Origin of the sequence: Acidaminobacter hydrogenoformans DSM 2784 (genome assembly GCF_900103005.1) — a bacterium.
GTDB lineage: Bacteria > Bacillota > Clostridia > Peptostreptococcales > Acidaminobacteraceae > Acidaminobacter > Acidaminobacter hydrogenoformans.
Window position 1 is genome coordinate 61,364 of record NZ_FMWL01000012.1, and the last position, 23,415, is coordinate 84,778.

The following is a 23,415-nucleotide window of genomic DNA, read 5'->3' on the forward strand; positions in this document are numbered from 1 at the left end:
CTTCAAGGTATTCTGCACGATTGATTAAGAACGAGCTGAGTAAATTTAAGATGAGCTTGACTTGTCTACCACATCGGAATAATGGACTTTGTTTCCATTTCGTATGAGAAAGACATCCTTATCCGAACCAACCATTTCGATAAACCTTTTTGTAATAACATCGCAGAATTTTATATCAAGTTCTACGGTATAACAAATTCGGTCTGTTTGCTCGCAGGCCAGAACGGTCGAACCACTGCCACCGAATGGATCCAGTACAATACAACCTGTCATTGAGCTGTTCACAATAGGATAGGCGATGAGTTGCACTGGCTTTGAAGTTGGATGATCCCCACTCTTCCTTGGCTTATCAAACTCCCAGATGGTGGTCTGTTTACGATCCGTGTACCAAGCATGTTTACCGGACTTTTTCCACCCGAAGAGGATAGGTTCATGCTGCCACTGGTAAGGGGATCGGCCCAGAACCAGCGATTGTTTTTTCCAGATACATGTTCCTGATAGATAGAATCCAGCATCAGAAAAAGCCTTTCGGAAATTGAGACCTTCAGTATCAGCATGGAAGACATAAATGCTGGCATCTTTTGCCATAGCTTTTTCGGTTAGTACAAAAGCATCTAATAGGAACTGATAAAATTTATCATCTGCCATATGATCATTCATGATTTTTCCGGCTGACCCTTCATAGTTCACATTGTATGGGGGGTCTGTAACTGTTAGATTTGCTAGCTTTCCGTCCATGAGCAGATCAAACGTCTCGGCTTTTGTGCTATCCCCACAGACCAGTCGGTGTTTTCCAAGAAGCCAAAGGTCCCCAAGTTCAGAAACGGCTGGTTTTTGAAGTTCCGCTTCTACATCAAATTCATCGTCTTTGACATCTTCCATGCCACATAGGAGCTTATTAAGTTCAGCATTGTCAAAGCCGAGAAGTGATATGTCAAATTCGGCACACTGTAAATCAGACAGCTCAACGGAGAGCATCTCTACGTCCCATCCGGCATTTAGTGCCAAGCGGTTGTCAGCTATGATGTAAGCGCGTTTTTGTGCTTCGGTTAGATGTTCGACAAATACACAAGGGATTTCTGTGAAGCCTTCTTCTTTTGCGGCCAGGATTCTACCATGACCTGCGATAATGTTTAAGTCTTTGTCAATTAACGCGGGATTGAGAAAACCAAATTCTCTAATGGACGCTCGAAGTTGAAGTATCTGTTCTTTACTATGGGTCCGGGCATTTCTGGCATAGGGAACAAGATGATCAATATTAACTTTTTCAAATCGTTCTGCAGTTTTCAATTGATGTTACCTTCCTTTCCGTTTTGATAACAGGGCTTCCATAATGTCTTCTTGGGGATTGCTCACAAAGGAAGTTGTGCAGTTCTGCTTAACGATATCGAAAATTTCATACCAGAGCAGATTCGCCTGTTTCTGAAATGACTGACTCATTTGAACGAAGGGACTTGTGATTGCGCCACCGGTGGTAGGGTGCTTGCCGAGTAGTCCATACAAGCTGATAGCTTCTTCGCACTGTATGTAGCGAGTGAAGGCCTGGGCATAAGCTTCGATCAGCCTTGGATTTACGAACTTCTCACATCCCCGGTCTTTAAGCCAACGCCAGGTTTCGATGAAGAGTTGGTCAGCCCCGAGTGGTTTACCATCTTTTTGTCTTGAGCTAAGGTAATCGCTGGGGGAGGGCATATCCTCACCGAAGAGGTCTGCAGCCCCATCTAAATCTTCAACTTCCAAAATGGACTCAGGATGAAGATCTGGCACTTCAAGCACCTTAGCTGCTTTCCCTTTAGTGATTTTGTCATTAAGTGCTTGAGGTTTATCACCGGCGCGAACACGCCTACCGCCTCGATTGGTGCCATCTTTAGCCACGTGCCGCGACCTCCTTGGATATTTTTGGTTAATCACCCGTTTGAACCTGCATTTTTTCGCGCGAAGCTGCGGGGCCGGTCAAGTGTTTGAGGGTTGTAGAGATTTAATGCCCCCCTGGGGGGTTGTAATTTCTGCGTTTCCACCGACCACCTTCGCGTGCAGTGATCTCTGAGTGACAAGAGGTACAAAGAGACATCAAATTCGAAAAATCATTTCCACCACCCTGAGAAAGCGGCTTGATATGATGCACCTCTGTTGCTGGTATAACTTGTCCGAGCTTCTGACATTGTTCACAAAGAGGGTGGATCGTGATGTATCGGTCACGGATCTGCTTCCATGATTTACCATAGCGTTTCTTCATGGCAGGATCTCGATCGTACTTCTCGTAGCGCTTTTCTTCCTGTTTAGCATGTTCCTCGCAGAACCTTCCACTTGTCAGCTTCGGGCATCCTGGGTGAGAGCAGGGGCGCTTTGGTCTATAGGGCATTTCAAGTCACCTCTTTTGGAGCATAGAAAAAGCCCTCACAGGTAGTCCCTGCAAAGGCTTCGGAAAATTATTATTTTTCTATACTAACACTATATCACATGTCAACCGGACAAAACGGACAACTTATTAAGTTTAATAATATTTTTACCTACATCCCCAATCGATTCATCTGAATTGCCATACCAAAAAAGTACATTGCTTCACACGCCTGAAAATAAGCATCCATTACAACATCTGGGGATGAATCAATCGAATGCTTAGCCATGTGAATAATCGCATTTCTCGAACTTTCTTGAATGTGATATTTTAAATCTTTAGCCTCATCACTCTTGAAAGGTAACCCGATAAAATCAAGAACATATTGATCCATTTCGGAAATGCCACGCTCTTTAGTAAGTGTTTCAAAAATGCCTCTTGATTTGAGTTGATTCCAGTTTATATGCCAATGCATAGTTGCTCCAATACCTGAATAGCAGCACCAAGAAAGCGTAAGTGTAGTGTTGTTTGAAGGCACAATTTCTTGAATAGAGCGCATTATATTCTTAATTAACGGTTCAAGTTGCGTTGAAATTTCGGGGATAAATTGAATTGGTTCGTCATTTCTGATATAACCGTTTGCACCTTCTAATAATTCAGTAAGAAGTGCAGATCTTAATGAAACCTGCTCATTTGTGTGTAGTAAGTAAGCCATTTAGAACCCTCCATAGTTTTTTCTTTTAAGCTGGTTTTCATTTTTTTAAAATATCAGAAAATATAATTAGTCTAATATTATAATTATATACCTGATTTTACAAAATTGTAATCCTGATTTGGATAATAATAGTGTATAATAATGAACAATAACCATGTTTTAATTACATTAAATTGTTGAAGGAGTTAACATGGATGAATTGATTCTCAACATTAATCCACAAAAACAAAAGATGTTTAAAATTACCTGTACACTATTTTCATACATATTATCAATGCTAATAGCATGGTTTGTGTTTTACCATGGCGGAACGAAGACAATTTTTTCTAATTTGATGTTTATTCCTATTTCCATTCTTTCTTCTGTACTTGGTAAGAAGTATGGTGTAATTCATGCAATTTTTAGTGGACTGCTTCTCGGGCCTCATATGCCACTAAGTTCAGAGGATCTAATTATGCAACAGCCATTGAATTGGCATTTGAGAATTTTCATTTATGTCTTTGTAGCGACTATGGTAGGGTATTTTTCGGACAAATACAAACAAAATATGAAAGTGATTATTGATAAAGAGTCAGAAATTGTTGAATCAAGATTGGCAACCATTTATTCCTTAGTAAAACTCGCTGAAATGCGGGATGATGATACGGGTGCCCACATAGTTCGTGTATCAAAGTTTTGTAAGTTGATTGCTCTGCAATTAAGATCTTCGAAGAAATATCGTGAGTTACTAACAGATACATATATTGATGATCTGGCGAAAGCCGCACCACTTCATGACATCGGTAAAGTTGGCATACCTGATAGCATTCTTTCTAAGCCTGGTAAATTGACGGATGAAGAGTATGAAATAATGAAAAAGCATACTACGATTGGCGCAAGTACGTTAGGTGAGGTTCGTAAGCGTTTTCCTGACAATAACTTTATCACAGTAGGGTCAAGGATCGCACTCTATCATCATGAAAAATGGGATGGCACAGGTTATCCGCATGGTTTAGTTGAAGATGAAATACCACTCTCTGCTAGAATTATGGCTGTTGCTGATGTCTATGATGCACTTCGCTCAAGACGAGTTTATAAGGCCCCATTTTCACATCAAGAGAGTATAGAAATTATTGCGAAAGATTCCGGCAAACATTTTGATCCAGAAATTGTGGAGGTTTTTCTAGAGTGTGCTGCAGAGATTGAATTTATATATAAATATACCACCTACTCGGATTTTGATTATTAATGATAAAGTTGTGTTCAGATTACATGATCAGACATATGAAAAGACATCAGTCCCGAGTTTTTGACTGATGTCTTTTACATTTCTTTAAGCTTTTATATTATCACATATCTTTCGTTATTGCCGCTATCCTTAACGCGTTTTTAAAGAGTCTTCCATTTGTTGACTTTTGACAAGCGAGGTGAGTTGTAGCGTTGGTGGTATATTAAGCTAAGTAGATCAACTCATATGGTGCATAGAAAAAGCCACCGTGGATTTTCTCCCTGGTGGCCCTGTAAATATACTTTCTACAATAACATTATAGCATTTTAGACATTAACATCAACTCTCATTTACTCTCATCTTTTTCACCATCTTGAACCACTTTCAATCACTATCTCATTTGCCACAAGATAAGATCAATCTTCTTGACGTTTGTTATTTCGATATTTGGATATTTCTCACCAAATAAAATCAACATACCTTTTGCGGTTTCTGACTTAAGGAAATCCTCATACCATGTTTCAATTTTTGAGTATATTTCTATTGTCTGCTTAACTCTGTCTTTCGAGTACTGGGCAGGCTTCTTAATTTTCAAATTCTGTAATACAAACTCATCCCAAACAGGTTTATCAGGATTCAGGGTCGCCAGCATTTTGCTACTAAATGATGCTTCAACACGATCAAACTGATTATAGAAATGGAGGAGAATATCTTCAAAGGTGATCACTTGATTTTTATGTGACTGCATAAACTCATAATAATCCCGATAGAATTCAGGCTTTCGTTGTCTCATGCGATAGAAGTGGTTATATGCTCGTTGAAAATCTGCATCCTTTGATACATCGACTTGATAGAACCAATCCATCAGTCTGAGATATTTAATCAATCCATCTTCAAGACTAATAAGAGCTTTCTCAACCTTATCTTTTTCCATTAGATCCACCTCCCAGTGCTATTACTATTTATTCCCAAAAAAGATGGATGATAACAGAAAGAGTTTCTCGAAAATAAAATATAAGCCCTCGCAGTTGATAATCCTGCAAAGGCTTAAATTGATTTAGTCTATTATGCTACCAATATAGCACATCTTGACCGGACAAAACGGACAACTTTTACTTTTTACAAAGGAATCGATCATGCGCCTTTCGAACAGACTCACCAGACAGTGAATAACTGATACTTGCTGCTACTTGTTCCCATGGAAGGCCGTTAATATATCTGAGCGAAAGGATCATTCTCATCTGGCTGTCATCAATGCTGTTGATATATCGATTCAGCCTGTTAAGCTCAAAGAAGCATTTCTTTAAGTCAAGGTCGAGAAGGCATTTTAGATCCGCTATTTCTGCAACATATTCAGCAATTTTGTCGTTTAGCCCCTGTGCTTTTGGTAAGCCAGTGATCCTGACAGTACACCCTGTTGCTAAGGCTTCAAGTTCAGCGATGCGTCTTTGTATTTCTTCAATTTCACGATTGAGGTAGTACAGCTGTGAGAGTTCTTTCTTAGTCAATTCGTACCACCTCCAATACAAGCTTTTACAGCATCGATCAACGCAGACTGGGTCTTATCCTTATGCTTTAATGCTTTCATAACCTGTTCGTCGATCGTGCTCTTAGTGATAATGTGATGAATCACCACAGTTTCTTTCTGGCCCTGCCGCCAGAGCCGCGCATTGGTTTGCTGATAAAGCTCAAGACTCCAGGTTAGCGAAAACCAGATGAGGGTAGATCCACCAGCTTGAAGGTTGAGGCCATGTCCAGCAGATGCTGGATGAATCACGGCCAGTGGTATCTCACCTAAGTTCCATCTACGGATGCTATCGCCTGAGTCAAGACGTTCAGCAGGGAACCTAACAAGTATCCTCTCAAGGTCATGCTTAAACCAGTAAGCGATCAGCACCGGTTTGCCATTAGCCGCTTCGATCAGATCTTCAAGGGCGTCAAGCTTTCGGTCATGCAGGTGTATGGCATCGTGGTTTTCGTCGTATACTGCACCATTTGCCATCTGTAGAAGCTTCCCTGATAGGGCAGCGGCATTCACTGCATCGATCTCCTTACCATGAAGGGATAGGACCATCTCATCCTTCATAGCTTTGTAATGTAGTGCCTCCTCGTCTGACAACCTTATGGAGATTTCATTCATCACGAGCTCCGGTAGTTTCAAATGATCAGTACCTTTCATGGAGATGGTGATGTCTGAGATCTGTCTATAGATGGCCTCTTCTGCACCAGGTTTTGGTTTATAGGAAAACACCATCTGGGAATTTCGTTTATCAGGTTCAAAATAAGTAGTCCGGTAACTACCGATAAATCTTCCAAGGCGTTTCCCCATATCAAGGAGTTTAAACTCAGCCCATAAATCCATGAGGCTATTTGCGCAGGGGGTACCCGTGAGTCCGATGATGCGCTTGACTTTTGGTCGCACCTTCATTAGGGATCTAAAGCGCTTAGATTGATGATTTTTGAAGGACGAAAGCTCATCTATAACAATGGTGTCGAAGTTAAAGGGTAGCTTACTTTCTTCAAATAACCACTGAACGTTCTCGCGGTTGATGATGTATATGTCGGCGGGCTTCGTTAGTGCTGCACGGCGCTCTACTTCAGTGCCGACTGCAACAGAGTAGATGAGATTTTTGAGATGATCCCACTTATCAAATTCGTTTGGCCAGCTCATTGAAGCGACTCTAAGAGGTGCAATCACCAGTATGCGATGTACTTCGAAGCTGTCAAAGAGAAGGTCATATAGTGCGGTAAGGGTAATGACTGTCTTACCTCAACCCAAGCCCATATTCAAGAATACGGCTGAAATTGAATTGGATTTGATAAAGTTTATTGTGTACTGCTGATATTCGTGTGGTATGAACTTCATTTGGCATCACCTTCTATCTCATCGAGTATTTTCGTGATCTGCTGCTCATCATCAAGAACATGAACCTTAAAGCCAAGCCCGCGAAGTAATTTGTGCCTTGCCAGTTGAAGCGGCCTGGGCTTTTCACCAGGAGCTTTAACCTCCACGAAAGCCATATGACCACCTGGTAGAAGTAGGATGCGGTCAGGCATACCAGCAGCACCGGGGCTTACGAACTTCGGGCAGATACCACCTACCATCTTAACTGCTCTTACGAGTTTACACTCCAGTGTTTTCTCCCGCATTTAGCGATCCACCTCTTCCTCTCTCTGGATCAAGTGCCACAAGTGAACACCAATTTCCTTATATTACTTACGCGTGATACAGGATAGCTATATCCCTTAATGTGTATTTTCCGTATTGAATATAATGAAGATTCTTGTTCACTTGTAGCTGGACTGTCCTCCAAGCCGCACAGTATAAGGGGTTTACTCTGTGGAACAGCCCATCCTGTAGTAATTTCTCGAATGGAGATTACCAGTCGTGCATTCCATCTGCTTTGATTCTTATAAAAACTGGATAAATTTGAGAAATATATTTCATCATTTTCAATCCATGTTCTTAAAGTTCCCAATTCCCAAAAACCCCTTATACGCGCGATATGTGTGTGGCGTGTTATATTAGCTACTATTTACTACTATTCCATTTAATATAAATATTAGGATTATAGGTACAACTTGCTATGGATGGCCAAACAGCAGTATTTATGGGTTGTACCTGTAAATGTTCCTTAATTCTTCAGATAACTTTTCAGAACAAAATGCTAAGAACAGGTTGTTCCTAAACGTCACCACGCGCGGTCTCTTGGCATGAAGATATACTGTGGTCCGTAGAGTGGCTTTCTATCTTTTTTGGCCATGCGCTCCCAACCAAGCTTGATGAGAATCGCGGTGAGCTCATTCGAATCCTGACGTTTTAGATTTGATCGGTCTTTTCCAAAACACTCACACCAGATTTCCATATTGCACACACTCAGCCGTCTTTTTTTACCACGACGACCGATGCCGCCAAGCTCTGTGCCATTAAGAAAGTTACGGCGATCGAAGAGGTCGAGGTCCTCCCAATCATCAGGAAGTAGTGTGTCGAGATATTCCCTGACGAGGCCTTCACGCTCATCTGATTCCAGAGCTTCTCGCTGCTCAGCCTTGGCCTGCTGCTCCATAGAGGACTCGAGGAAGAGTGGCTCTCCAGCTCTTTCGTAGACTTTAGCCTCTGCCCAGATCTGCAGGACCTCATCACTTGATAACTTCCAGGAGTATTTACTGCCACTACCTGGCGTTTTTACCGGCCAGAACCGTCGATTACCTGTTGTGTCTCTGAGGTAACCGGACTCTGCGTTAGTTGTCCCGAAGAAGATGCACTGCCTTAGATGAGGCGTTGCTCGCTTTCCAAATGCTGCACGGTAGATATCGTTTTGTCTTGAAAGAAAAGACCTGAGCGTTTCAACTTCAGCTTTTCTCAGTCCTGCCAGTTCTCCGATCTCTATGATCCAGTACCCTTGTAATTTTTCTGCAGCAGTTTTATCCTTCGTGTCGCTGAGGTTGAGACTGTCTGAGAACCATTCGCCGGCAAGCCTTGAAATGAGTGTACTTTTGCCTACGCCCTGAGGACCATTCAGCACCAGCATGGAGTCAAACTTACAACCGGGCCTTTTTACACGACTGATGGCTGCGCAGAGGGTTTTTCTGGTGACGGCCCTGACGTATTCATTATCATCTGCACCAAGGTAATTGATTAAAAGTGTATCCACTCTTGGAATGCCATCCCATGCGGGTAAGGAGTCTAAAAATTCGCGGATAGGGTGATAGGAACGGTCATCTGCAACCTTCGCCACAGCGTTCTGATAGTTTCGCTGAGAAAAGGTCCCATAATTTGAGTCTACATAGCTGATGAGCTGGGCATCATCTGCATCACGCCAGTATTTTGAGGGGTGATTCCAGGGGAGTTGACCCTTTATCTCCATACCGTCAAGTTGTTCATTAAACACGATAGATTTCAGGTTAGGATCGTGCTGTAGGATCAGTGTGATGTTGTGAAGGTTGTTTTTAAGAACGGTAGAGCGTGGCTCATATTCAAGTCCCTTTTGCCAGTCATCATCACTAAAATCACTGACTGCTTGTAGTTTACGTTCATGTGCTAAAAGCAGTTTTACATTTTCATCCGATGCTGCAAATTTCGTCATTTCGATATAAGACGGGAGTTTGGTAATGGGTGTGTCCTCTGGCAGCTTATCATCAAGGCTTTGAAAGCGGTGTAGCCTCACAAGGTCAAAGGCGCTCAGTAGCTTACCGCAGACGGGATCTGAGGCGTGGTGGCTGTAGACGAACTTACTATCATAGGTGATGACACCTGCGCTACTGTCAGCAGGGATGTAACTATATCTACCATTCATTGTTGTAGGTTCATAAATATCAGATAAAAAGGTTTCAATGGCGTCCTCGACACTATAGGTTCGGTTAAAGGCACCAATGATTCCAGGCTTTGAAAGTGGATCACCAGCCTTCACAGCCGCGCTATGGATGACCTCAGACTGACGACTCGACCTTGGCCAGGTGGACTCGTCTTGCCAGTCGTCATACTTTGACAGATAAAAGTCTGGATCGAGAAGTTTTCCGTCATGTTGATTAAAGAAGAATTCGCCATTCTTTGAGGTGGATGGCCAGTACATCAGCCTTTGCGGTTCGTAGGTCGTATCGTCGAAGAGGTCGATGCCGATATCCTTTGCCACCATTCGCGAAACGGCTGGATATTCAGCTTCACTGATGTCGCGTTGTAAGGGAATGGCTAACCGGATCCTGGAATGTTCTGGAGTATGCTTGTGTGTAGAATAGGCGCAGCAGGTGAAGTCGTGAAGCGTCGTGATTTCCTCCCAGATGCTCGAAGGCGCATAGTCCATGTCAAGCACGATCATAGAACGCGAGAGGACAAAGCCTTTTTTTCGCCGGCCTTCCCTAAGGTGGCCTGCGACATAACCTCCTACATCCTTTATGTCATCCCGCTGACCTTTATTAGATTTCTGATACTCCTCAATGGTTTCAGTGGTTCGAATGGTGGTGCTTACTTTGTTACAGAAGTCTGGCCAGGAGATCTCACTGTTCTTCCATTTCTTGTACATGCGATTGTTGCCATAGGCGATCTTTAGCGCTCTCATCTAAAGACCTCCTCACATCGGCTGGTAAAATATCGAATGGGTAGACCTCTTCGTTTTGCTTTTGCGATCTCTCGCGACATACCATCCGTGATGCGTTCACCGAACACCCACAGCTCCTCGCATTTTGTTAGTAATGTAAGGGCGAATCTGAGTCCAAGTTCGCGCTGCTCTTTGTCCTCATCATCCATAAACTGTGGGTAGAGTAAGTGCGGGGTAAGGGGGATATAGCCTTTACTGACGGCAAATCTTGAGTACCCCTGAGCCCTCTCAATATTTCGATGTATATCTCCTGCAAATGGTGAGGCGATGTAGACGAGGGACCTGTAGGCATGCATAGCTTTTTCTTCTTTTTCTACTGCGGATAGCGCTTCATAAGCAGTGGGATCATAGTAATGTTCGTGGTTAAATTTATCCATCTTAATCCTCCAATCTTGAAGGGCATCGTCGCCCTCTACTATACACAGGACATTTTGTGGCATTTTGAGTACCAAAAACGTCAATCTTTTTGATAAAAGTTGCACTCAAACCCATCAGCCCTTAGTAATAGGCTATTTGCCCAGGGTGGGGATTGGCCCATTACATCGCAGATGTCTTTGACGGACACATCCTTGTCAGCTTCAATGACGATTTCATCATGAACGTGCATGACTATGGCGTAGTGTCTTAAGTTCTTCATGGCAAAGCAGAGTATGTCGCGGCTTATGGCCTGGACAATATTCTCAACAAATTTTGGACCGTAGCTTTCGATGCGTTCCCACTTCTTGGTACCGCCAACACCTTCATAGGTGACGCATTCTGAACCAAACTTATTTATGCCGATACGCGGCTTTACGTATGAGAGTCGTCGGCCAGATGGGAGGCTGATGAAGAGCATCCCGCTTTGGCAGGAAAAGCGAATACCATGTGTCTCAGTGGTGGTGCGATCCTTGACGGACCTTTTCACCGCACGGTCCACATCCCACCAGAGTCTGACGATATTTGGATTGGATGCACGCCAGACAGTGACGAGGGGCTGAAGTTCGTCTTCAGTGAGTCCCATCTCAAGGGCACCCATGGCCTTCAGCGCGCCGACTGAGCCCCCGTAGCCAAGTCCAAGCTCGGCTATCTTGCCTTTCTGACGAAGATGAGCATTTGTTCCGTTCTTTTCGACAGGAACACGGAACATCTGTGAGGCTGACGCACAGTAGATATCACCACCAGAGGTAAAGACATCCAGGCGCCACTTTTCACCAGCAAGCCAGGCGATGACCCTTGCTTCGATAGCTGAGAAGTCCGCCACGACGAACTTATATCCAGGCTTTGGAATAAAGGCAGTTCTGATGAGTTCAGAGAGAACTTCTGGTATGGAGTCATACAGCATTTCAATCGCTTCAAAGTTACCGTTTCTGACAAGGCTGCGTGCCTGTTCCAAGTCTTCTAAATGGTTCTGCGGTAGATTTTGAATTTGTATAAGACGCCCTGCCCATCGACCGGTTCGATTTGCTCCGTAGTATTGTGCCATTCCACGTGCACGGCCATCTGAGCAGACGGCACTATCCATCGCGGTGTATTTTTTAATGGATGACTTCGCAAGAGACTGTCTAAGGGATAGCACTTTTCCGAGTGGCTCAGGTGCTGTCTTTAAGAGTTCTTCAACTGCTTTTTTACCAAGCGTATCTGTTTCAAGACCTTGGTCCGACAGCCATTCTTTCATCTGGGCAACGGAGTTGGGGTTCTGTAGGTCTGTGATTTCTCGCATCATGTGTATCAGTTCTGCACGTGACCGACCGTCCATATTAATCGCTTGATGCACCAGTTCCATATCCAGGGCAACACCTCGATCGTTGATTTCCTGGTCAAGGTGATACTCATCCCACACATTTTCAGGTACTGGAAATTTAGATAGCTTTTCATGGATGGCCATTTCGACTTCGACGTCACGGACGTTATAAGCCTTAAATGCTGACCATTTCTCAGGGGCATGAGTGGGGAGATTGTGTGTTCGGCCGCCATTTGAAACCGTTGCATTACAAGGCATGCAGAAATACCGGATTAATTCTTTTCCTTCTTTTAACTTTTGTTTATCAAGGCCGAGAACTGCTCCAGCCCCCTCAAGGGATAAGGGTAGTCCCATATAGGCAGCCCAGATCATGGTGCAGCGCCAAGAAGTGGGCTTTAGATATTCGTCGGTAGGATAACCGAGATAACGTGATAGACAGATACGCTCAAACGAACTGTTATGAGCGAATTTGATAATAGAGTCATCTTTAATAGTGGAAAGTATATCTTCTGGAACTTTCTCGCCACTTGCAAGATCAATAACTTCTACCGGACCTCCATCAATGGAGTAACCAAATAGCAGGATTTCAAAATCCGGCGATTCGCAGTAACGATAAATTCCGGACTTTGCGAGGTTAATGCTGCTATAGGTTTCTAAATCAAGATGTATGTGCTTCATGAAGGGGTGACCGTCCTTTCATAAATCAGGTCAGGGTGGCAGATTACTCCACCACCCTTTGGACCTATCGTTTAGGCGAGGAAATCCACATCATCTTCAGTGTCAAAATCATCCTCGGCGCTGGACTTGCCACCAAGAGGTTCGCCGTCGCGGATCTTCTGAAGGTTGTTGAGTGAAACTGCAATCCCTCTGTTGCCATTTGAGTTAAAGGCATAAAAGTTGACACTGGCTCGGCCGTAAACTCCGCTATACACCTCTGAACGATTGAGGATTGGATTACGATCTGCATCCACGATTCCTGGAGCAGTAGCGGAGTTTGCATTGATGAAATAGGCGTTGGCGTAAGCTGGATCGTCTGGACGTTCGACATCGCCATCCCGAAGAGGCGTTTTGATGGTTGAAAGGGGGGGTACAGACTTGCCGTTACCTTTTAGCTTAACTTCGCCCTCATGGTAGGCTGCTTCAATGGCTGCTTTTATTTTTGCGACTGTGGCAGTATCGGATTTTGGGATGATGAGGCTAACACTGTACTTTGGCGTGCTGCCTGCGATGGATTTTGGTTCCCAACAATTGGCGTATGACCAGCGAGTATTAGGGCCTGTGATGACCTTTAAAGGGTTAACATTTGATTTGTTTGACATTTGTTTTTCCTCCTAATTTTCAATAAAGTCGTTTTGTGCAGTGTGAAACGCTGGACGTTTGTCACTATCAGGTACCAGTGTTGGTTTACCTTCAGGTTTTTCGACGAAGTTACTGAGAAGGTCCTCAAAGCGTTTCTTGCCGAGGAGCGTTGTCATTGCGGTGATTCCAAGGACCTTGTGTTCATAGGGATCAAAGCCTACTGCTTTTACAGCATCAGCGACCGCTGTTTCATCTTTATACTTTCGAGTAGAACGACCACTGACGAGCTTCCACCCAGTCCACTGTTTGCCGCTAAGTGCAGAGTGTAGCGCATAGTCCTTGATGTCAGATGCCCAAGAGATCAAGTTGTCAATTTTTCCGAGGATCTCTTCGATCTCATCATCTGTCAGCAGCGGTGGTAGTTTGAAATCGAACTTTGCAAGGCCTAAATTAACCTCAGCTCTTTCACGGCAGTCATACTTTGCTTTGCAAAACCGACACCACTCACCACAGCTAAACTCTCCATTACCGCTGAAGGCAAGTTCGGCAGTGGGCTTTAGGATTTCTTCTGCCCATTGATACAGGGATTCCTTAAACACTGTATGAGTGGAAACGTTGTCCCGCCGGGGTTGGTAGATAATCATGGATACCGTATCAATGTCGTAGATGCCATCAAAGACCTCAAGGGCACCAAGGGCGTACAACTTCATTTGTGGATTATCATTTGCTTCAACTTGGACGCCTCGACCGTACTTGAAGTCAATGATGTATAGGGTTCCGTCAGCAATGAGGATGCAGTCTCCGGTGCCAAAGCCACCTTGAACGTATTTTGAGTAGTCAAGCCGCTGCTCAATTAGGACAACAGGATCGGCGCAGGTCTGCTTTGTGGTTTCAAAGAGCTCAAGGACAAAAGTCGCATAGCCTTCAGAGCATTCTTCCATTTCTTCGGAGTAGTAGGCGAGGGTAGATGTTGGATCTTCTGATTTAATGTCCAGCGCTGATCTCAGCTTATGCTCGCATAGTAAATGAGCTTCTGAGCCTTCGGCGGCATAATCACTGCTTTTATCCTCATAATTTTCACTGAGTCTTGCTGAGGGTGGACAGTGAAGCCATCTGTGAGAAGAGGATGCTGAGAGTAGTGCGTGTTTAGCCATTACCAAGCACCTCAGCTTCAGTGAGAAGTGCAGGGTACTTTGCAGGACTGATTTCCGACAGCTTTTCTGCGCCATACTTTAACAGAAGCGACCTCACCTCGGCGGTATAACCATCGCGAGACTTTTCAGAAAGAACAGACCTGACTTCTTCAAGCGTGATCACTTTTTCTGGAACAGGAACATGCGACTCATTTGTACTGGCTTTGGGCTCGCTGCTACTGAATAGCTCGGTTAAGGACTCTGATATTCCAATCAGCAATTCGCCGCAGCGCCTTAGTTCATTTACAACTTGGGATATTTCACTCATCTTGCTCACTTTGGTCTTCTCCTTTCGTTTCTTCCTGAGCTTCTTGTGATAGGACATTTAGCTTCTGCGCAAGGCGTTTGGCGACGACGCTGATTGCTGTAAGGACGTCTGCGAGGTCCTCATCAGTTTGTGGATCGTGAGTTTGGGTGTTCACTATTTGCATATTGCACCTCCGTTCTGAGGGCATATTTTTTCTCCCTCACTATACACAGGACAGTTTTGATGTTTTTGAGTACCGAATTATCTAATATTTTTTAGCTTTTCTCTGAGATAGGTGAATAGCTTATTCTTTCGCTTGTTGACCGCTTTCTGAGATAGTCCGGTTTTAGCTGCGATTTCACGTTCTGGGAGGCCAATACTAAAGAGTTCGATAATTCTGCGGCTACTTGGGTCCAGTTCGTTTAAGATGTCGAACAGCTCACCAAGGAGGAGTTTGTCTGCAACCAGCTCTTCGATATCAATGTCTTCGGCGGGTTCGAAGCCGAAAGCCTCTTGGAAACTGTCTATTGAGTAGGGCGTTCCAGATCGCTGCTTACTGCAAGTACTGCAGTCTTTGGTGCAGCGGTTACCGTTTTCATCTCGGCAGCGCTTTTCGCGTTCAGAACGCTTTTGCTCTGCCCAGATGGGACGCATATAGGCTTGGTAAACTTCCACGGTGACTGGGACTTTCTGTCCTTCGATTTCGATAAAGAACTGATCTTTTGGCTGGTAATTGTCTTTGGTTGACACATTGAACACCCTTTCTCATGCGAGAAAAGGGCATCAAAATGAGCCTGAAAAACTCGCCGTTTTTTTAAACGGGAGTCATTAGGCTGGAATAAATTATTTAGAGATTTGAAAACAAAAAAAGCCAGAGCAACACAAGATAACCTTCATCAAGGTCTCTCTTGCATCACTCTGGCTTCGTCTCAATACATATCGTAAGGACCAGCTCATCCAAGCTAATTTCTCTTAAATTGTTAATTCCAGGCGCACCTGTTGACTGCGGACAACTAGACTGCAATTCTGGATTTTATTTTTCGTAGATCTTTTTAAGTAGTTCATCAACCGTCATTTTGTCTCTTTTCTTTTGATGTATAAATTCTAAAATGGGAACGCCGTTATCATCATGACATTTACATACCAGTAGATTGTTCTTGTTTGTTCGTATTTCCTTTTCTTTTCTTTTTACCACAGCCATCCCCCACTTTAAAAAGGTACTCCATCCATATATAATCCCAATATTGCTTTTATGCCCTTATCCATTTTGATATTTTTAGAATTTTCACTTGCATACAGATACAGACGTTCAATTTGTTTCGTTATTGGTTCGTTTGTCATAAAAGTGCAACATAAGGCTTTTGCTTCTTTTTCATCTATAATATACAATTCATAAAAATAATCGAATTCTTTATCCGTTGATTTTGAAGGTGCTGAGCAATTCATTATAATTAATTCAGAGTTGGTGTCTTTTAGTAAAGTTCTATATGCATCTCCATTAATAAAAGCATTATCAACAAATTGTGATATATATACTTTGGCGTCTAAATCTATTTCCCCAAATTCGTTATGACTCCTCCTATATTCAAATAAAATATGTGGTTTATTGTAATCATCTAAACTATTTTCACTTTCTCTTTTCCAGTCCAATTCGCAGCTTATTGTATCTTCTATTACTTTCTCAAAAAATCTCATCAAAAATTGCTCATCCGGAGTTAATGTACTCAAATCAGCTCCAACAAGATCGTCAAGATTAACTTCTAAAAATTCAGCTGCTTTTATTACAAATTCTAAACTAAGTTTTACTACTCCCCCTTCTTTATTTTGACGTGAAAGATATCCGGTACTAACTCCTGCAAATGACTCAAGTTCACCAATTTTTTTATTTGAACGATTTATCAATGTGTAAATGTTGCTAACCACATTTGACAATTTGCTTTCGGTGCCATGCATAAAACCACCCCTTATAACAAATTCATAACATAATTTGAACTAAAATTCAATATCGAATTAAAACTTGAATATAAATAGAAATTCATTTCGAAATCATCCTATAAATCAATATAACTTTGTGATTCGATATTTATTACTGAACAGATCGTACTTTTGTATTTACTTTTAAGCATTACCTAATTTAATATTATCGATAGACGTTTCTATGACTTAGATACAAGGATAATATCTTAAAAATAGAACAAGCGTTCTTTTTATGCTTTTATCCTACACCTTATTCTTTGATTGTCAATAGCGTAGTGGAAAAACGTTTTGTCATTTGGCAATAAATATTGTACAATTGACATATCAAATCAGCAATCAAAATATGTTTTTTGACCGGAGGTGAAAGGCATGACATTGGGTCAATACATCAAAGAGCTTAGAACTGCCATCAAAATGTCCCAGAACGAATTAGGCGATCTAAGTGGCGTCAGTGTATCTGAAATATCAAGGATTGAGAGTGGACAAAGACAGAATCCGTCCCCACATATCTTAAGGGCGATTGCACCACATTTAGGTATTTCAATGGAAGAGCTTATGAAGGTTGCAGGCTACACTACTGAGGTCATTTCTCGTGGTAGTTTTGAAGATATCGTCCATAAAGACGAGTCAGGGAATATCATCGACACCTACCGCAGAAAGATCACTAAAATCCTAAATAAAGACGAAGACCTGATCAATATTTTGGCAAGAGCGGTTAATAGAAGCTCTGATGAAGACATCGATACTATTAAGAAAGTGCTTGAAGGGTTCACTAAAGGCGGACTTAGCCAGCAAGAAAAAAATTTGCTTAGAAATCTAATCGATACCTTAAGCAAAAAATAAAAATGCCCTCTTTACGGCATACATAAATAGGCGTATATTATAGATGTGTAGAACAAGTGTTCTGTATGTCTATTTTGCTTTATGGGGGGAGAGCGATTGAAAAGTCAAAATACGCGAAGCATTCAGCCTCATCGCGAGCCTCTCATTGATCGTGCCGTAAGAAGTTTTAAGAAGGATTTTAATCTGTTCACGCCAGTAGTGGACTGCGTGGAGGTTGCTAAGCGGATCAATCAAGTTCCTGAGCAGTGCAATATCCGGATCAGCTCATCAGCAGAACTTAGCTCGAATACGCTGGCAAACACCATTTATATTAAAGAACATAATCTGTATTACGTCGTAGTGAACCGATCGCAGTTGTTTGATCAAAATGGCAGACCGAAATATCCATATAAAAAGTCATCTGATCATGCTGTAAACTTCACCCTCGCGCATGAGTTTGGCCATATCTATCTTGAGCATGCCCTTATTCCGCTCTCTGAAAAAACTCAAGAAGACATTTACGAAGAAGATATAGAAGCGGACGAATTTGCTGGTCGCCTGCTCATGCCGAAAAAAGAGTTAGTGAACGCAAATTTTACTGATCTTAGCTTGGTTGCAAAAACGTTTATGGTTTCGCAGAGCGCACTCCATGTTAGACTTAATCAGCTTCGCGCAAATGAATTAAAAAACTCAAACAGATTCCCTACCTGCAAAAACTGCGGAAACACTGAGTTTAATACGTCTGATCAATTTTGTCCGATTTGTGCTAAGTCATTAAGTTCTCATAAAGGAGTCCTCGTTATGCGATATGACGATGGAATAATAACTGACGAAACCGGAAAAGTTCTGTTATGTCCCCAATGCTCTAATTCAGACATCAAAGAAGAGGATAAACACTGCAGTATCTGCGGAATCCCACTTATTAACTGGTGTTCCAGTTCATATTGCAGCGTTCAGGAGATTTCTGATAGCAGCGCAAGACACTGTACAAAATGTGGATCCCCAACAACATTTCTGCTAAGTGGTATCCTTGAGCCCTGGCAGCGTGCTCGAGATGTGCAATACTGCCTACAGTCTGTTGAAGAAGAAGCACTTGGTTCAGGCGAGATTAGTTTCATAGACAGCCAGGACTGGATGGACTTTGTCATGTTAATGCTGTCTGATCATAAGAGTATTCGAATGTTAATGTTATATGCTACTGCACGGTATTCAAGTGGCAAGCTTCTCATCTTATTTAGAAAAAATGAGGATAAGTTTAGATTTTTATCGAAAAAGAGCTATATGAAGTTTTTCATAGATGCATTTGTTGAATTTTTTGATTTACCCCTAAGCAAGGTCAATTCCGCGTCATATGAAGAATACCAGCCAACAACATTTATAGAATAGGGGGGGTGTCAGATGAACCGGATTCAGCTTATGTATCTTGAAAAATTACGCTTGGCTTTAAAAAATGATGCTCACGGCGAAGAAATGGTCTACATTCTAGGTAAAATGAGACAGGAGCTAACCTCAGCAGAGTTTCAAATGGTGACTTCGACATTTCAAAATAGTCGGTGATAAAGGAGATGAGCAGATATGAAGATTGATTTTATTCACTACCCATACGCATTCACGAATGATGGCAGACGCATTGATGTCAGACAAATTGAAGGGCATCCACATGTTGGTGTGGTGCTTGAATTGGTGGATGAGAAGTATCGCGTTAAGGGAATATCTGAGGATTCGGAGTGTGTTGGTGGGGCTTGTCCGATAAAGTGATATGGTATGGATTACAGATGTACCGATAAAACCAGAAAAGAATAATAGGCTAATCATCTAAATTGGACCCTATAATATAGACACTTGAAAAAATGAGTGTTTAATTTATTGGGTCCAGTTTAGTTAAGGTCTGTTTTTAGTTTCTACGCAATTGTTATTGATTCCATAATATAGTAAAATTAAGACATGTGTCATTCTAATATTGAATCAAACAGACCACTACAATATGAAACAGCAGGAGGAGTATAGTGAATAAGCAAAAATTAGCCAATAGAATATGGGAATCTGCAAATAAGATGCGATCTAAAATTGAAGCAAATGAATACAAAGATTATATTTTAGGCTTCATTTTTTATAAGTACCTTTCAGATAAAGAGGTCCGCTTCATGAAAAGCAAAGGGGCTACAGCCGAAGACATCAAGCTCTTAAGTGAAGAAGATACTGAAACCGTCAAGTATATCCAAGGTAATATTGGATACTTTATAGCCCATAAAGACTTGTTTTCTACGTGGCTCACATTGGGTAAAGATTTTGACATTTCAAATGTACGTGATGCTCTCTCTGCTTTTAGCCGATTAATTGACAGCAACTATAAAAAAGTCTTTGACGGTATCTTTGAAACGCTGCAAACAGGTCTAACAAAGTTAGGAGAAAGCTCTGGATCACAAACGAAAGCTGCTAGCGATCTAATTCAGCTGATTAAAGATATTCCAATGGACGGTAAGCAGGATTACGATGTATTAGGTTTCATCTATGAATATCTTATTTCCAACTTTGCAGCTAACGCTGGTAAGAAAGCGGGCGAATTCTATACTCCGCATGAAGTATCTCTATTAATGAGTGAGATCGTTGCCGATCACCTGAAAGATCGCAAGGAGATTCAGATCTACGATCCAACGAGTGGATCAGGCAGTTTGCTTATTAATATTGGACGCAGCGTTTCCAAACATATTGATGATGACGACAACATCAAATATTATGCACAAGAGCTCAAGCAAAATACATATAACTTAACCCGCATGAATCTTGTTATGCGGGGCATTTTGCCGTCCAATATCACTACTCGCAACGGTGATACCTTGGAAGACGACTGGCCATATTTTGACGAGAGTGACCCGATAGGTACCTACAATCCTCTTTATGTAGATGCGGTTGTTTCCAATCCTCCGTATTCACAACACTGGGACCCGGAAAATAAAGAAACCGATCCACGCTATGCCCGTTTTGGTCTGGCACCAAAAGGTAAGGCGGACTACGCTTTTTTGCTGCATGACCTGTATCATATCAAACCTAATGGAATTATGACCATCGTTCTTCCACACGGCGTTTTATTCCGTGGTGGTGAAGAAGGTGTAATTCGTAAAAATCTAATTGAGAACAATCATATAGATGTCATTATTGGATTACCTGCTAACATTTTTTTCGGAACAGGAATTCCTACCATCATTATGGTACTAAAACAAAAGCGTGAGAATACGGACGTTCATATCATCGATGCTTCTAAGGGTTTCACTAAAGTTGGAAAAAATAATAAGCTTCGGGCATCTGATATCAAACGAATCGCCGATACCGTAGCTGCTCGTAAGGATTTGCCAAAGTTTGCTCGTGTCATTAGCCGCGACGAGATCAGAAGCAATGAATACAATCTCAATATTCCACGCTATGTTGACTCTTCCGATTCCCCTGAAAGCTGGGACATCTACTCGTCTATGTTTGGAGGCATACCAAAAAGAGAAATTGAAGAACTATCTGCATACTGGCTGGCATTCCCTGGTCTGAAAGCAGAGCTATTTACAAATGACTCTGGTGAGCACGTAAATATTAAAGAGAGGTGCCTTAAAGACATTATTAAAAATCATCCTGATGTAATCTCTTTTAAAGAGCATTTTGCAGGGGCTTTCTCTGGCTTTGATGCTGAGATATACAGTCATCTTGTCGAGGGTATGGAAACTCTCAATATCTCAAAAGAAGAAACTTTACTCAGCAATGAGATATTTGAACGTCTATCTTCTGTACCGTTGGTAGATGAATATCGAGCGTACCAGATCCTTAATGATGCGTGGGTTAAGATTTCTGTTGATCTTGAGATAATTCAAACAGAAGGATTCAGTGCTATTAAAAAAGTTGATCCAAATATGGTTATAAAAAAGAAAAATGGTGTTGATGTTGAAGTTCAAGAAGGCTGGTTAGGAAGAATCATACCATTTGACTTAGTGCAAGAAGCACTGCTTCATGAGGAAGCGGCAGCCTTAAAAGAAAAAGAAGACCGACTTGCTCAGGTAACGGTAGAGCTGAAAGAAATACTTGATTCACTAACGGAAGAAGAAAAAGAAGACATCAGCGATGTTTTAAACGAAGACAACACCGAATTTGTGACAGGATTGGTTGTTAAAGCAGCTAAAGATCTTCTTAAGGGGCATCAAGCATCGGACTACGCAGTGGACAGCCCAGAAGGCAAAATCCTTGCTGTGATGAACTTACTCGATGATGAAAAGGGTCTGAAGAAAAATATTAAGTCCGACTCTGATAAACTGCACTCACTTACAAAAGAAACGATTGAAAACCTAACAGATGAGCAAGTTTACTCTTTGCTCGAGCTTAAATGGATTAAGCCACTTATGAAAGAGTTACATCAGATATCTCTGGTCATCCTCGATACCCTCGCGTCGAAGGTGCAGGCGATTTCGGACAAATATGCTATTACTTTTTCAGATGTAGAAGACGAGATAGTGAAGACAGAATCAGCGCTCTCATCTATGCTTGAACAGCTCACTGGTAGCGAAGTGGATATGAGGGGCCTGTCTGAACTGAAAGCCCTGCTTGGGGGAGAATGAAATGACTGAAAGAGCTAAAGTACCTACTATTAGATTTAACGGATTTACTGATGATTGGGAACAGCGTAAGTTATCAGATATATTGGTGCAACGCATAGAACACCAGACAATATCAGAAGATGCTCCATTATTAGCGTTCTCGTACGCAGAAGGTGTAATCAATCCTGAAGACAAGAAAAGTAATAAGCGTGACTTCATAATGACTGATAAATATAGCAAAATTTTCTCACGAACGGAAAAGGACGATATTATATATAATCCTGCTAATGTAATACACGGTGCAATCCATCGAAACAAGCATAGAACAGGCGTTGTCTCTCCTATATACAAGATTTTTAAGTGTGAAAAAACAAGTCCAAAATTTGTGGGTGAACGACTTCATACAGACAAATTTATTGAAGAAATAGCAAAGTATATTGAAGGGACGGTAATAAAATTAAGAACACTATCACCTGAACAATTTCTTGAAATGTGTATTGAAGTTCCGAGTTCATATAATGAACAAGAGAAAATCGGATTGTTTTTTGAAAGCCTCGACAACCTTACCACCCTTCATCAGCGTAAACTTTTAAAACTGAAAAATGTAAAAAAGGCAATGATTGAAAAAATGTTTCCGAAAAACGGGAGTAACGTTCCTGAAATTCGATTTGCGGGATTTACAGATGCTTGGGAACAGAGTAAGTTGAGAGACATAGCGGACTTCAATCCAAAAGTCGAGTTACCAGAAGTATTTGAGTATGTTGATTTAGAGTCTGTTGTGGGTATAGAGATGATTTCTCACAGAGAGGAAACGAAGATAACAGCACCGTCCAGAGCGCAGCGTTTAGCTCAAGTCGGGGACCTCTTTTATCAGACTGTGCGCCCGTATCAAAGAAACAATTTTTTGTTTGAAAAGAATGATAATACCTATGTTTTCTCTACTGGCTATGCACAAATGCGCCCTAATATTGATGGTTATTTTCTTTTGAGCTTTGTACAGACCGACCTACTTGTGAAAGCTGTTTTAGATAGATGCACAGGTACAAGCTATCCTGCGATAAATGCAAATGACTTGGCTGAAATGGAAGTTCGTATACCACTACGGAGGCATGAACAAGAGCTAATCGGTGCGTTTTTCCGCAATCTCGACAACCTTATCACCCTTCATCAGCGTAAGCTTGAAAAATTACAGAATATCAAAAAAGCTTGTCTTGAGAAGTTGTTTGTATAA

Annotated in this window: 24 protein-coding genes; 7 read left to right on the top strand and 17 right to left on the bottom strand. The window is 41.9% G+C overall.

The annotated features are described in order from the left end of the window. Positions 1 to 45 precede the first annotated feature (45 nt). From BLP63_RS11170 to BLP63_RS11185, 4 genes are all read right to left on the bottom strand, one after another. Positions 46 to 1,290, bottom strand: coding sequence for a site-specific DNA-methyltransferase (locus BLP63_RS11170; protein WP_092591568.1), 1,245 nt, complete (start codon positions 1,288 to 1,290; stop codon positions 46 to 48). Between the two features lie 6 nt (positions 1,291 to 1,296). Further along, on the bottom strand, positions 1,297 to 1,875 hold the full coding sequence (locus BLP63_RS11175; protein WP_092591570.1) for a P27 family phage terminase small subunit: 579 nt from the start codon (positions 1,873 to 1,875) through the stop codon (positions 1,297 to 1,299). 103 nt (positions 1,876 to 1,978) lie between these two features. After that, entirely contained in the window at positions 1,979 to 2,362 is a 384-nt protein-coding gene (locus BLP63_RS11180; protein ID WP_092591571.1) for an HNH endonuclease, read from the bottom strand. 148 nt (positions 2,363 to 2,510) lie between these two features. Continuing rightward, positions 2,511 to 3,053 carry a hypothetical protein gene (locus tag BLP63_RS11185; RefSeq protein ID WP_092591573.1) on the bottom strand — a complete coding sequence of 181 codons (543 nt, stop codon included), beginning with the start codon at positions 3,051 to 3,053 and terminating at the stop codon, positions 2,511 to 2,513. A gap of 190 nt (positions 3,054 to 3,243) precedes the next feature. Here BLP63_RS11185 and BLP63_RS11190 point away from each other — a divergent pair, with 190 nt between their 5' ends. Beyond that, positions 3,244 to 4,281: an HD-GYP domain-containing protein gene (locus BLP63_RS11190; RefSeq protein ID WP_092591575.1), complete on the top strand. Its 1,038-nt coding sequence runs from the start codon at positions 3,244 to 3,246 to the stop codon at positions 4,279 to 4,281. A 370-nt stretch (positions 4,282 to 4,651) separates the two neighbouring features. Here BLP63_RS11190 and BLP63_RS11195 read toward each other — a convergent pair whose 3' ends face one another. The 13 genes from BLP63_RS11195 to BLP63_RS11250 form a co-directional block, all read right to left on the bottom strand. Next, complete coding sequence (locus BLP63_RS11195; protein WP_092591577.1) at positions 4,652 to 5,194, bottom strand: hypothetical protein; 543 nt, start codon at positions 5,192 to 5,194, stop codon at positions 4,652 to 4,654. A 178-nt stretch (positions 5,195 to 5,372) separates the two neighbouring features. Beyond that, complete coding sequence (locus BLP63_RS11200) at positions 5,373 to 5,768, bottom strand: hypothetical protein (RefSeq protein WP_092591579.1); 396 nt, start codon at positions 5,766 to 5,768, stop codon at positions 5,373 to 5,375. Continuing rightward, positions 5,765 to 7,018, bottom strand: a complete 1,254-nt coding sequence (locus tag BLP63_RS11205; protein WP_330387144.1) for a DEAD/DEAH box helicase — start codon at positions 7,016 to 7,018, stop codon at positions 5,765 to 5,767. Before BLP63_RS11205 ends, BLP63_RS11200 begins: the two co-directional genes overlap by 4 nt. Before the next feature lie 104 nt (positions 7,019 to 7,122). After that, positions 7,123 to 7,410, bottom strand: a complete 288-nt coding sequence (locus BLP63_RS11210) for a VRR-NUC domain-containing protein (protein WP_092591581.1) — start codon at positions 7,408 to 7,410, stop codon at positions 7,123 to 7,125. 542 nt (positions 7,411 to 7,952) lie between these two features. Next, complete coding sequence (locus BLP63_RS11215; protein WP_092591583.1) at positions 7,953 to 10,316, bottom strand: virulence-associated E family protein; 2,364 nt, start codon at positions 10,314 to 10,316, stop codon at positions 7,953 to 7,955. Beyond that, on the bottom strand, positions 10,313 to 10,732 hold the full coding sequence (locus BLP63_RS11220) for a DUF7768 domain-containing protein (RefSeq protein WP_330387143.1): 420 nt from the start codon (positions 10,730 to 10,732) through the stop codon (positions 10,313 to 10,315). The genes BLP63_RS11215 and BLP63_RS11220 overlap by 4 nt, the downstream gene beginning before the upstream one ends. A gap of 80 nt (positions 10,733 to 10,812) precedes the next feature. Next, positions 10,813 to 12,753, bottom strand: a complete 1,941-nt coding sequence (locus BLP63_RS11225; protein ID WP_092591585.1) for a DNA polymerase — start codon at positions 12,751 to 12,753, stop codon at positions 10,813 to 10,815. Between the two features lie 71 nt (positions 12,754 to 12,824). Beyond that, positions 12,825 to 13,394, bottom strand: a complete 570-nt coding sequence (locus BLP63_RS11230; RefSeq protein WP_092591587.1) for a DUF2815 family protein — start codon at positions 13,392 to 13,394, stop codon at positions 12,825 to 12,827. A gap of 12 nt (positions 13,395 to 13,406) precedes the next feature. Then, positions 13,407 to 14,528 carry a DUF2800 domain-containing protein gene (locus BLP63_RS11235; protein ID WP_092591589.1) on the bottom strand — a complete coding sequence of 374 codons (1,122 nt, stop codon included), beginning with the start codon at positions 14,526 to 14,528 and terminating at the stop codon, positions 13,407 to 13,409. Then, the gene (locus BLP63_RS11240; RefSeq protein WP_092591591.1) at positions 14,521 to 14,844 is read right to left on the bottom strand and encodes a DNA ligase; all 324 of its coding nucleotides are present in this window, start codon (positions 14,842 to 14,844) and stop codon (positions 14,521 to 14,523) included. The genes BLP63_RS11235 and BLP63_RS11240 overlap by 8 nt, the downstream gene beginning before the upstream one ends. Continuing rightward, complete coding sequence (locus BLP63_RS16895; RefSeq protein ID WP_170829423.1) at positions 14,828 to 14,998, bottom strand: hypothetical protein; 171 nt, start codon at positions 14,996 to 14,998, stop codon at positions 14,828 to 14,830. Before BLP63_RS16895 ends, BLP63_RS11240 begins: the two co-directional genes overlap by 17 nt. A 77-nt stretch (positions 14,999 to 15,075) precedes the next feature. Further along, positions 15,076 to 15,564: an RNA polymerase sigma factor gene (locus BLP63_RS11245; RefSeq protein ID WP_092591593.1), complete on the bottom strand. Its 489-nt coding sequence runs from the start codon at positions 15,562 to 15,564 to the stop codon at positions 15,076 to 15,078. Positions 15,565 to 16,023: 459 nt separating this feature from the next. Further along, a complete protein-coding gene (locus BLP63_RS11250) occupies positions 16,024 to 16,767 on the bottom strand; it encodes a helix-turn-helix domain-containing protein (RefSeq protein ID WP_092591595.1) in 744 nt (247 codons plus the stop codon). 393 nt (positions 16,768 to 17,160) lie between these two features. On the opposite strand from BLP63_RS11250, the gene BLP63_RS11255 reads away from it, so the two are divergent. From BLP63_RS11255 to BLP63_RS16970, 6 genes are all read left to right on the top strand, one after another. Continuing rightward, positions 17,161 to 17,634 carry a helix-turn-helix domain-containing protein gene (locus tag BLP63_RS11255; protein WP_092591597.1) on the top strand — a complete coding sequence of 158 codons (474 nt, stop codon included), beginning with the start codon at positions 17,161 to 17,163 and terminating at the stop codon, positions 17,632 to 17,634. A 96-nt stretch (positions 17,635 to 17,730) separates the two neighbouring features. Continuing rightward, a complete protein-coding gene (locus BLP63_RS11260) occupies positions 17,731 to 18,999 on the top strand; it encodes an ImmA/IrrE family metallo-endopeptidase (protein WP_170829424.1) in 1,269 nt (422 codons plus the stop codon). 12 nt (positions 19,000 to 19,011) lie between these two features. Continuing rightward, positions 19,012 to 19,170 carry a hypothetical protein gene (locus tag BLP63_RS16900; protein WP_170829425.1) on the top strand — a complete coding sequence of 53 codons (159 nt, stop codon included), beginning with the start codon at positions 19,012 to 19,014 and terminating at the stop codon, positions 19,168 to 19,170. Between the two features lie 18 nt (positions 19,171 to 19,188). Continuing rightward, positions 19,189 to 19,371: a hypothetical protein gene (locus BLP63_RS11265; RefSeq protein WP_092591601.1), complete on the top strand. Its 183-nt coding sequence runs from the start codon at positions 19,189 to 19,191 to the stop codon at positions 19,369 to 19,371. 248 nt (positions 19,372 to 19,619) lie between these two features. After that, positions 19,620 to 22,205 (top strand): type I restriction-modification system subunit M, encoded by a 2,586-nt coding sequence (locus tag BLP63_RS11270; protein WP_092591603.1) that lies wholly within the window; start codon positions 19,620 to 19,622, stop codon positions 22,203 to 22,205. A 1-nt stretch (position 22,206) separates the two neighbouring features. After that, a complete protein-coding gene (locus BLP63_RS16970) occupies positions 22,207 to 23,415 on the top strand; it encodes a restriction endonuclease subunit S (protein WP_207646456.1) in 1,209 nt (402 codons plus the stop codon).

Excerpts from the sequence above, each read along its gene's own strand:
- BLP63_RS11265 (WP_092591601.1), top strand. The coding sequence starts at position 19,189 with ATGAAGATTGATTTTATTCACTACCCATACGCATTCACGAATGATGGC.
- BLP63_RS11255 (WP_092591597.1), top strand. The coding sequence starts at position 17,161 with ATGACATTGGGTCAATACATCAAAGAGCTTAGAACTGCCATCAAAATG.
- BLP63_RS11250 (WP_092591595.1), bottom strand. The coding sequence starts at position 16,767 with ATGCATGGCACCGAAAGCAAATTGTCAAATGTGGTTAGCAACATTTAC.
- BLP63_RS11220 (WP_330387143.1), bottom strand. The coding sequence starts at position 10,732 with ATGGATAAATTTAACCACGAACATTACTATGATCCCACTGCTTATGAA.
- BLP63_RS16970 (WP_207646456.1), top strand. The coding sequence starts at position 22,207 with ATGACTGAAAGAGCTAAAGTACCTACTATTAGATTTAACGGATTTACT.
- BLP63_RS11215 (WP_092591583.1), bottom strand. The coding sequence starts at position 10,316 with ATGAGAGCGCTAAAGATCGCCTATGGCAACAATCGCATGTACAAGAAA.
- BLP63_RS16900 (WP_170829425.1), top strand. The coding sequence starts at position 19,012 with ATGAACCGGATTCAGCTTATGTATCTTGAAAAATTACGCTTGGCTTTA.
- BLP63_RS11190 (WP_092591575.1), top strand. The coding sequence starts at position 3,244 with ATGGATGAATTGATTCTCAACATTAATCCACAAAAACAAAAGATGTTT.
- BLP63_RS11225 (WP_092591585.1), bottom strand. The coding sequence starts at position 12,753 with ATGAAGCACATACATCTTGATTTAGAAACCTATAGCAGCATTAACCTC.
- BLP63_RS11195 (WP_092591577.1), bottom strand. The coding sequence starts at position 5,194 with ATGGAAAAAGATAAGGTTGAGAAAGCTCTTATTAGTCTTGAAGATGGA.
- BLP63_RS11180 (WP_092591571.1), bottom strand. The coding sequence starts at position 2,362 with ATGCCCTATAGACCAAAGCGCCCCTGCTCTCACCCAGGATGCCCGAAG.
- BLP63_RS11210 (WP_092591581.1), bottom strand. The coding sequence starts at position 7,410 with ATGCGGGAGAAAACACTGGAGTGTAAACTCGTAAGAGCAGTTAAGATG.
- BLP63_RS16895 (WP_170829423.1), bottom strand. The coding sequence starts at position 14,998 with ATGCAAATAGTGAACACCCAAACTCACGATCCACAAACTGATGAGGAC.
- BLP63_RS11230 (WP_092591587.1), bottom strand. The coding sequence starts at position 13,394 with ATGTCAAACAAATCAAATGTTAACCCTTTAAAGGTCATCACAGGCCCT.
- BLP63_RS11235 (WP_092591589.1), bottom strand. The coding sequence starts at position 14,528 with ATGGCTAAACACGCACTACTCTCAGCATCCTCTTCTCACAGATGGCTT.
- BLP63_RS11185 (WP_092591573.1), bottom strand. The coding sequence starts at position 3,053 with ATGGCTTACTTACTACACACAAATGAGCAGGTTTCATTAAGATCTGCA.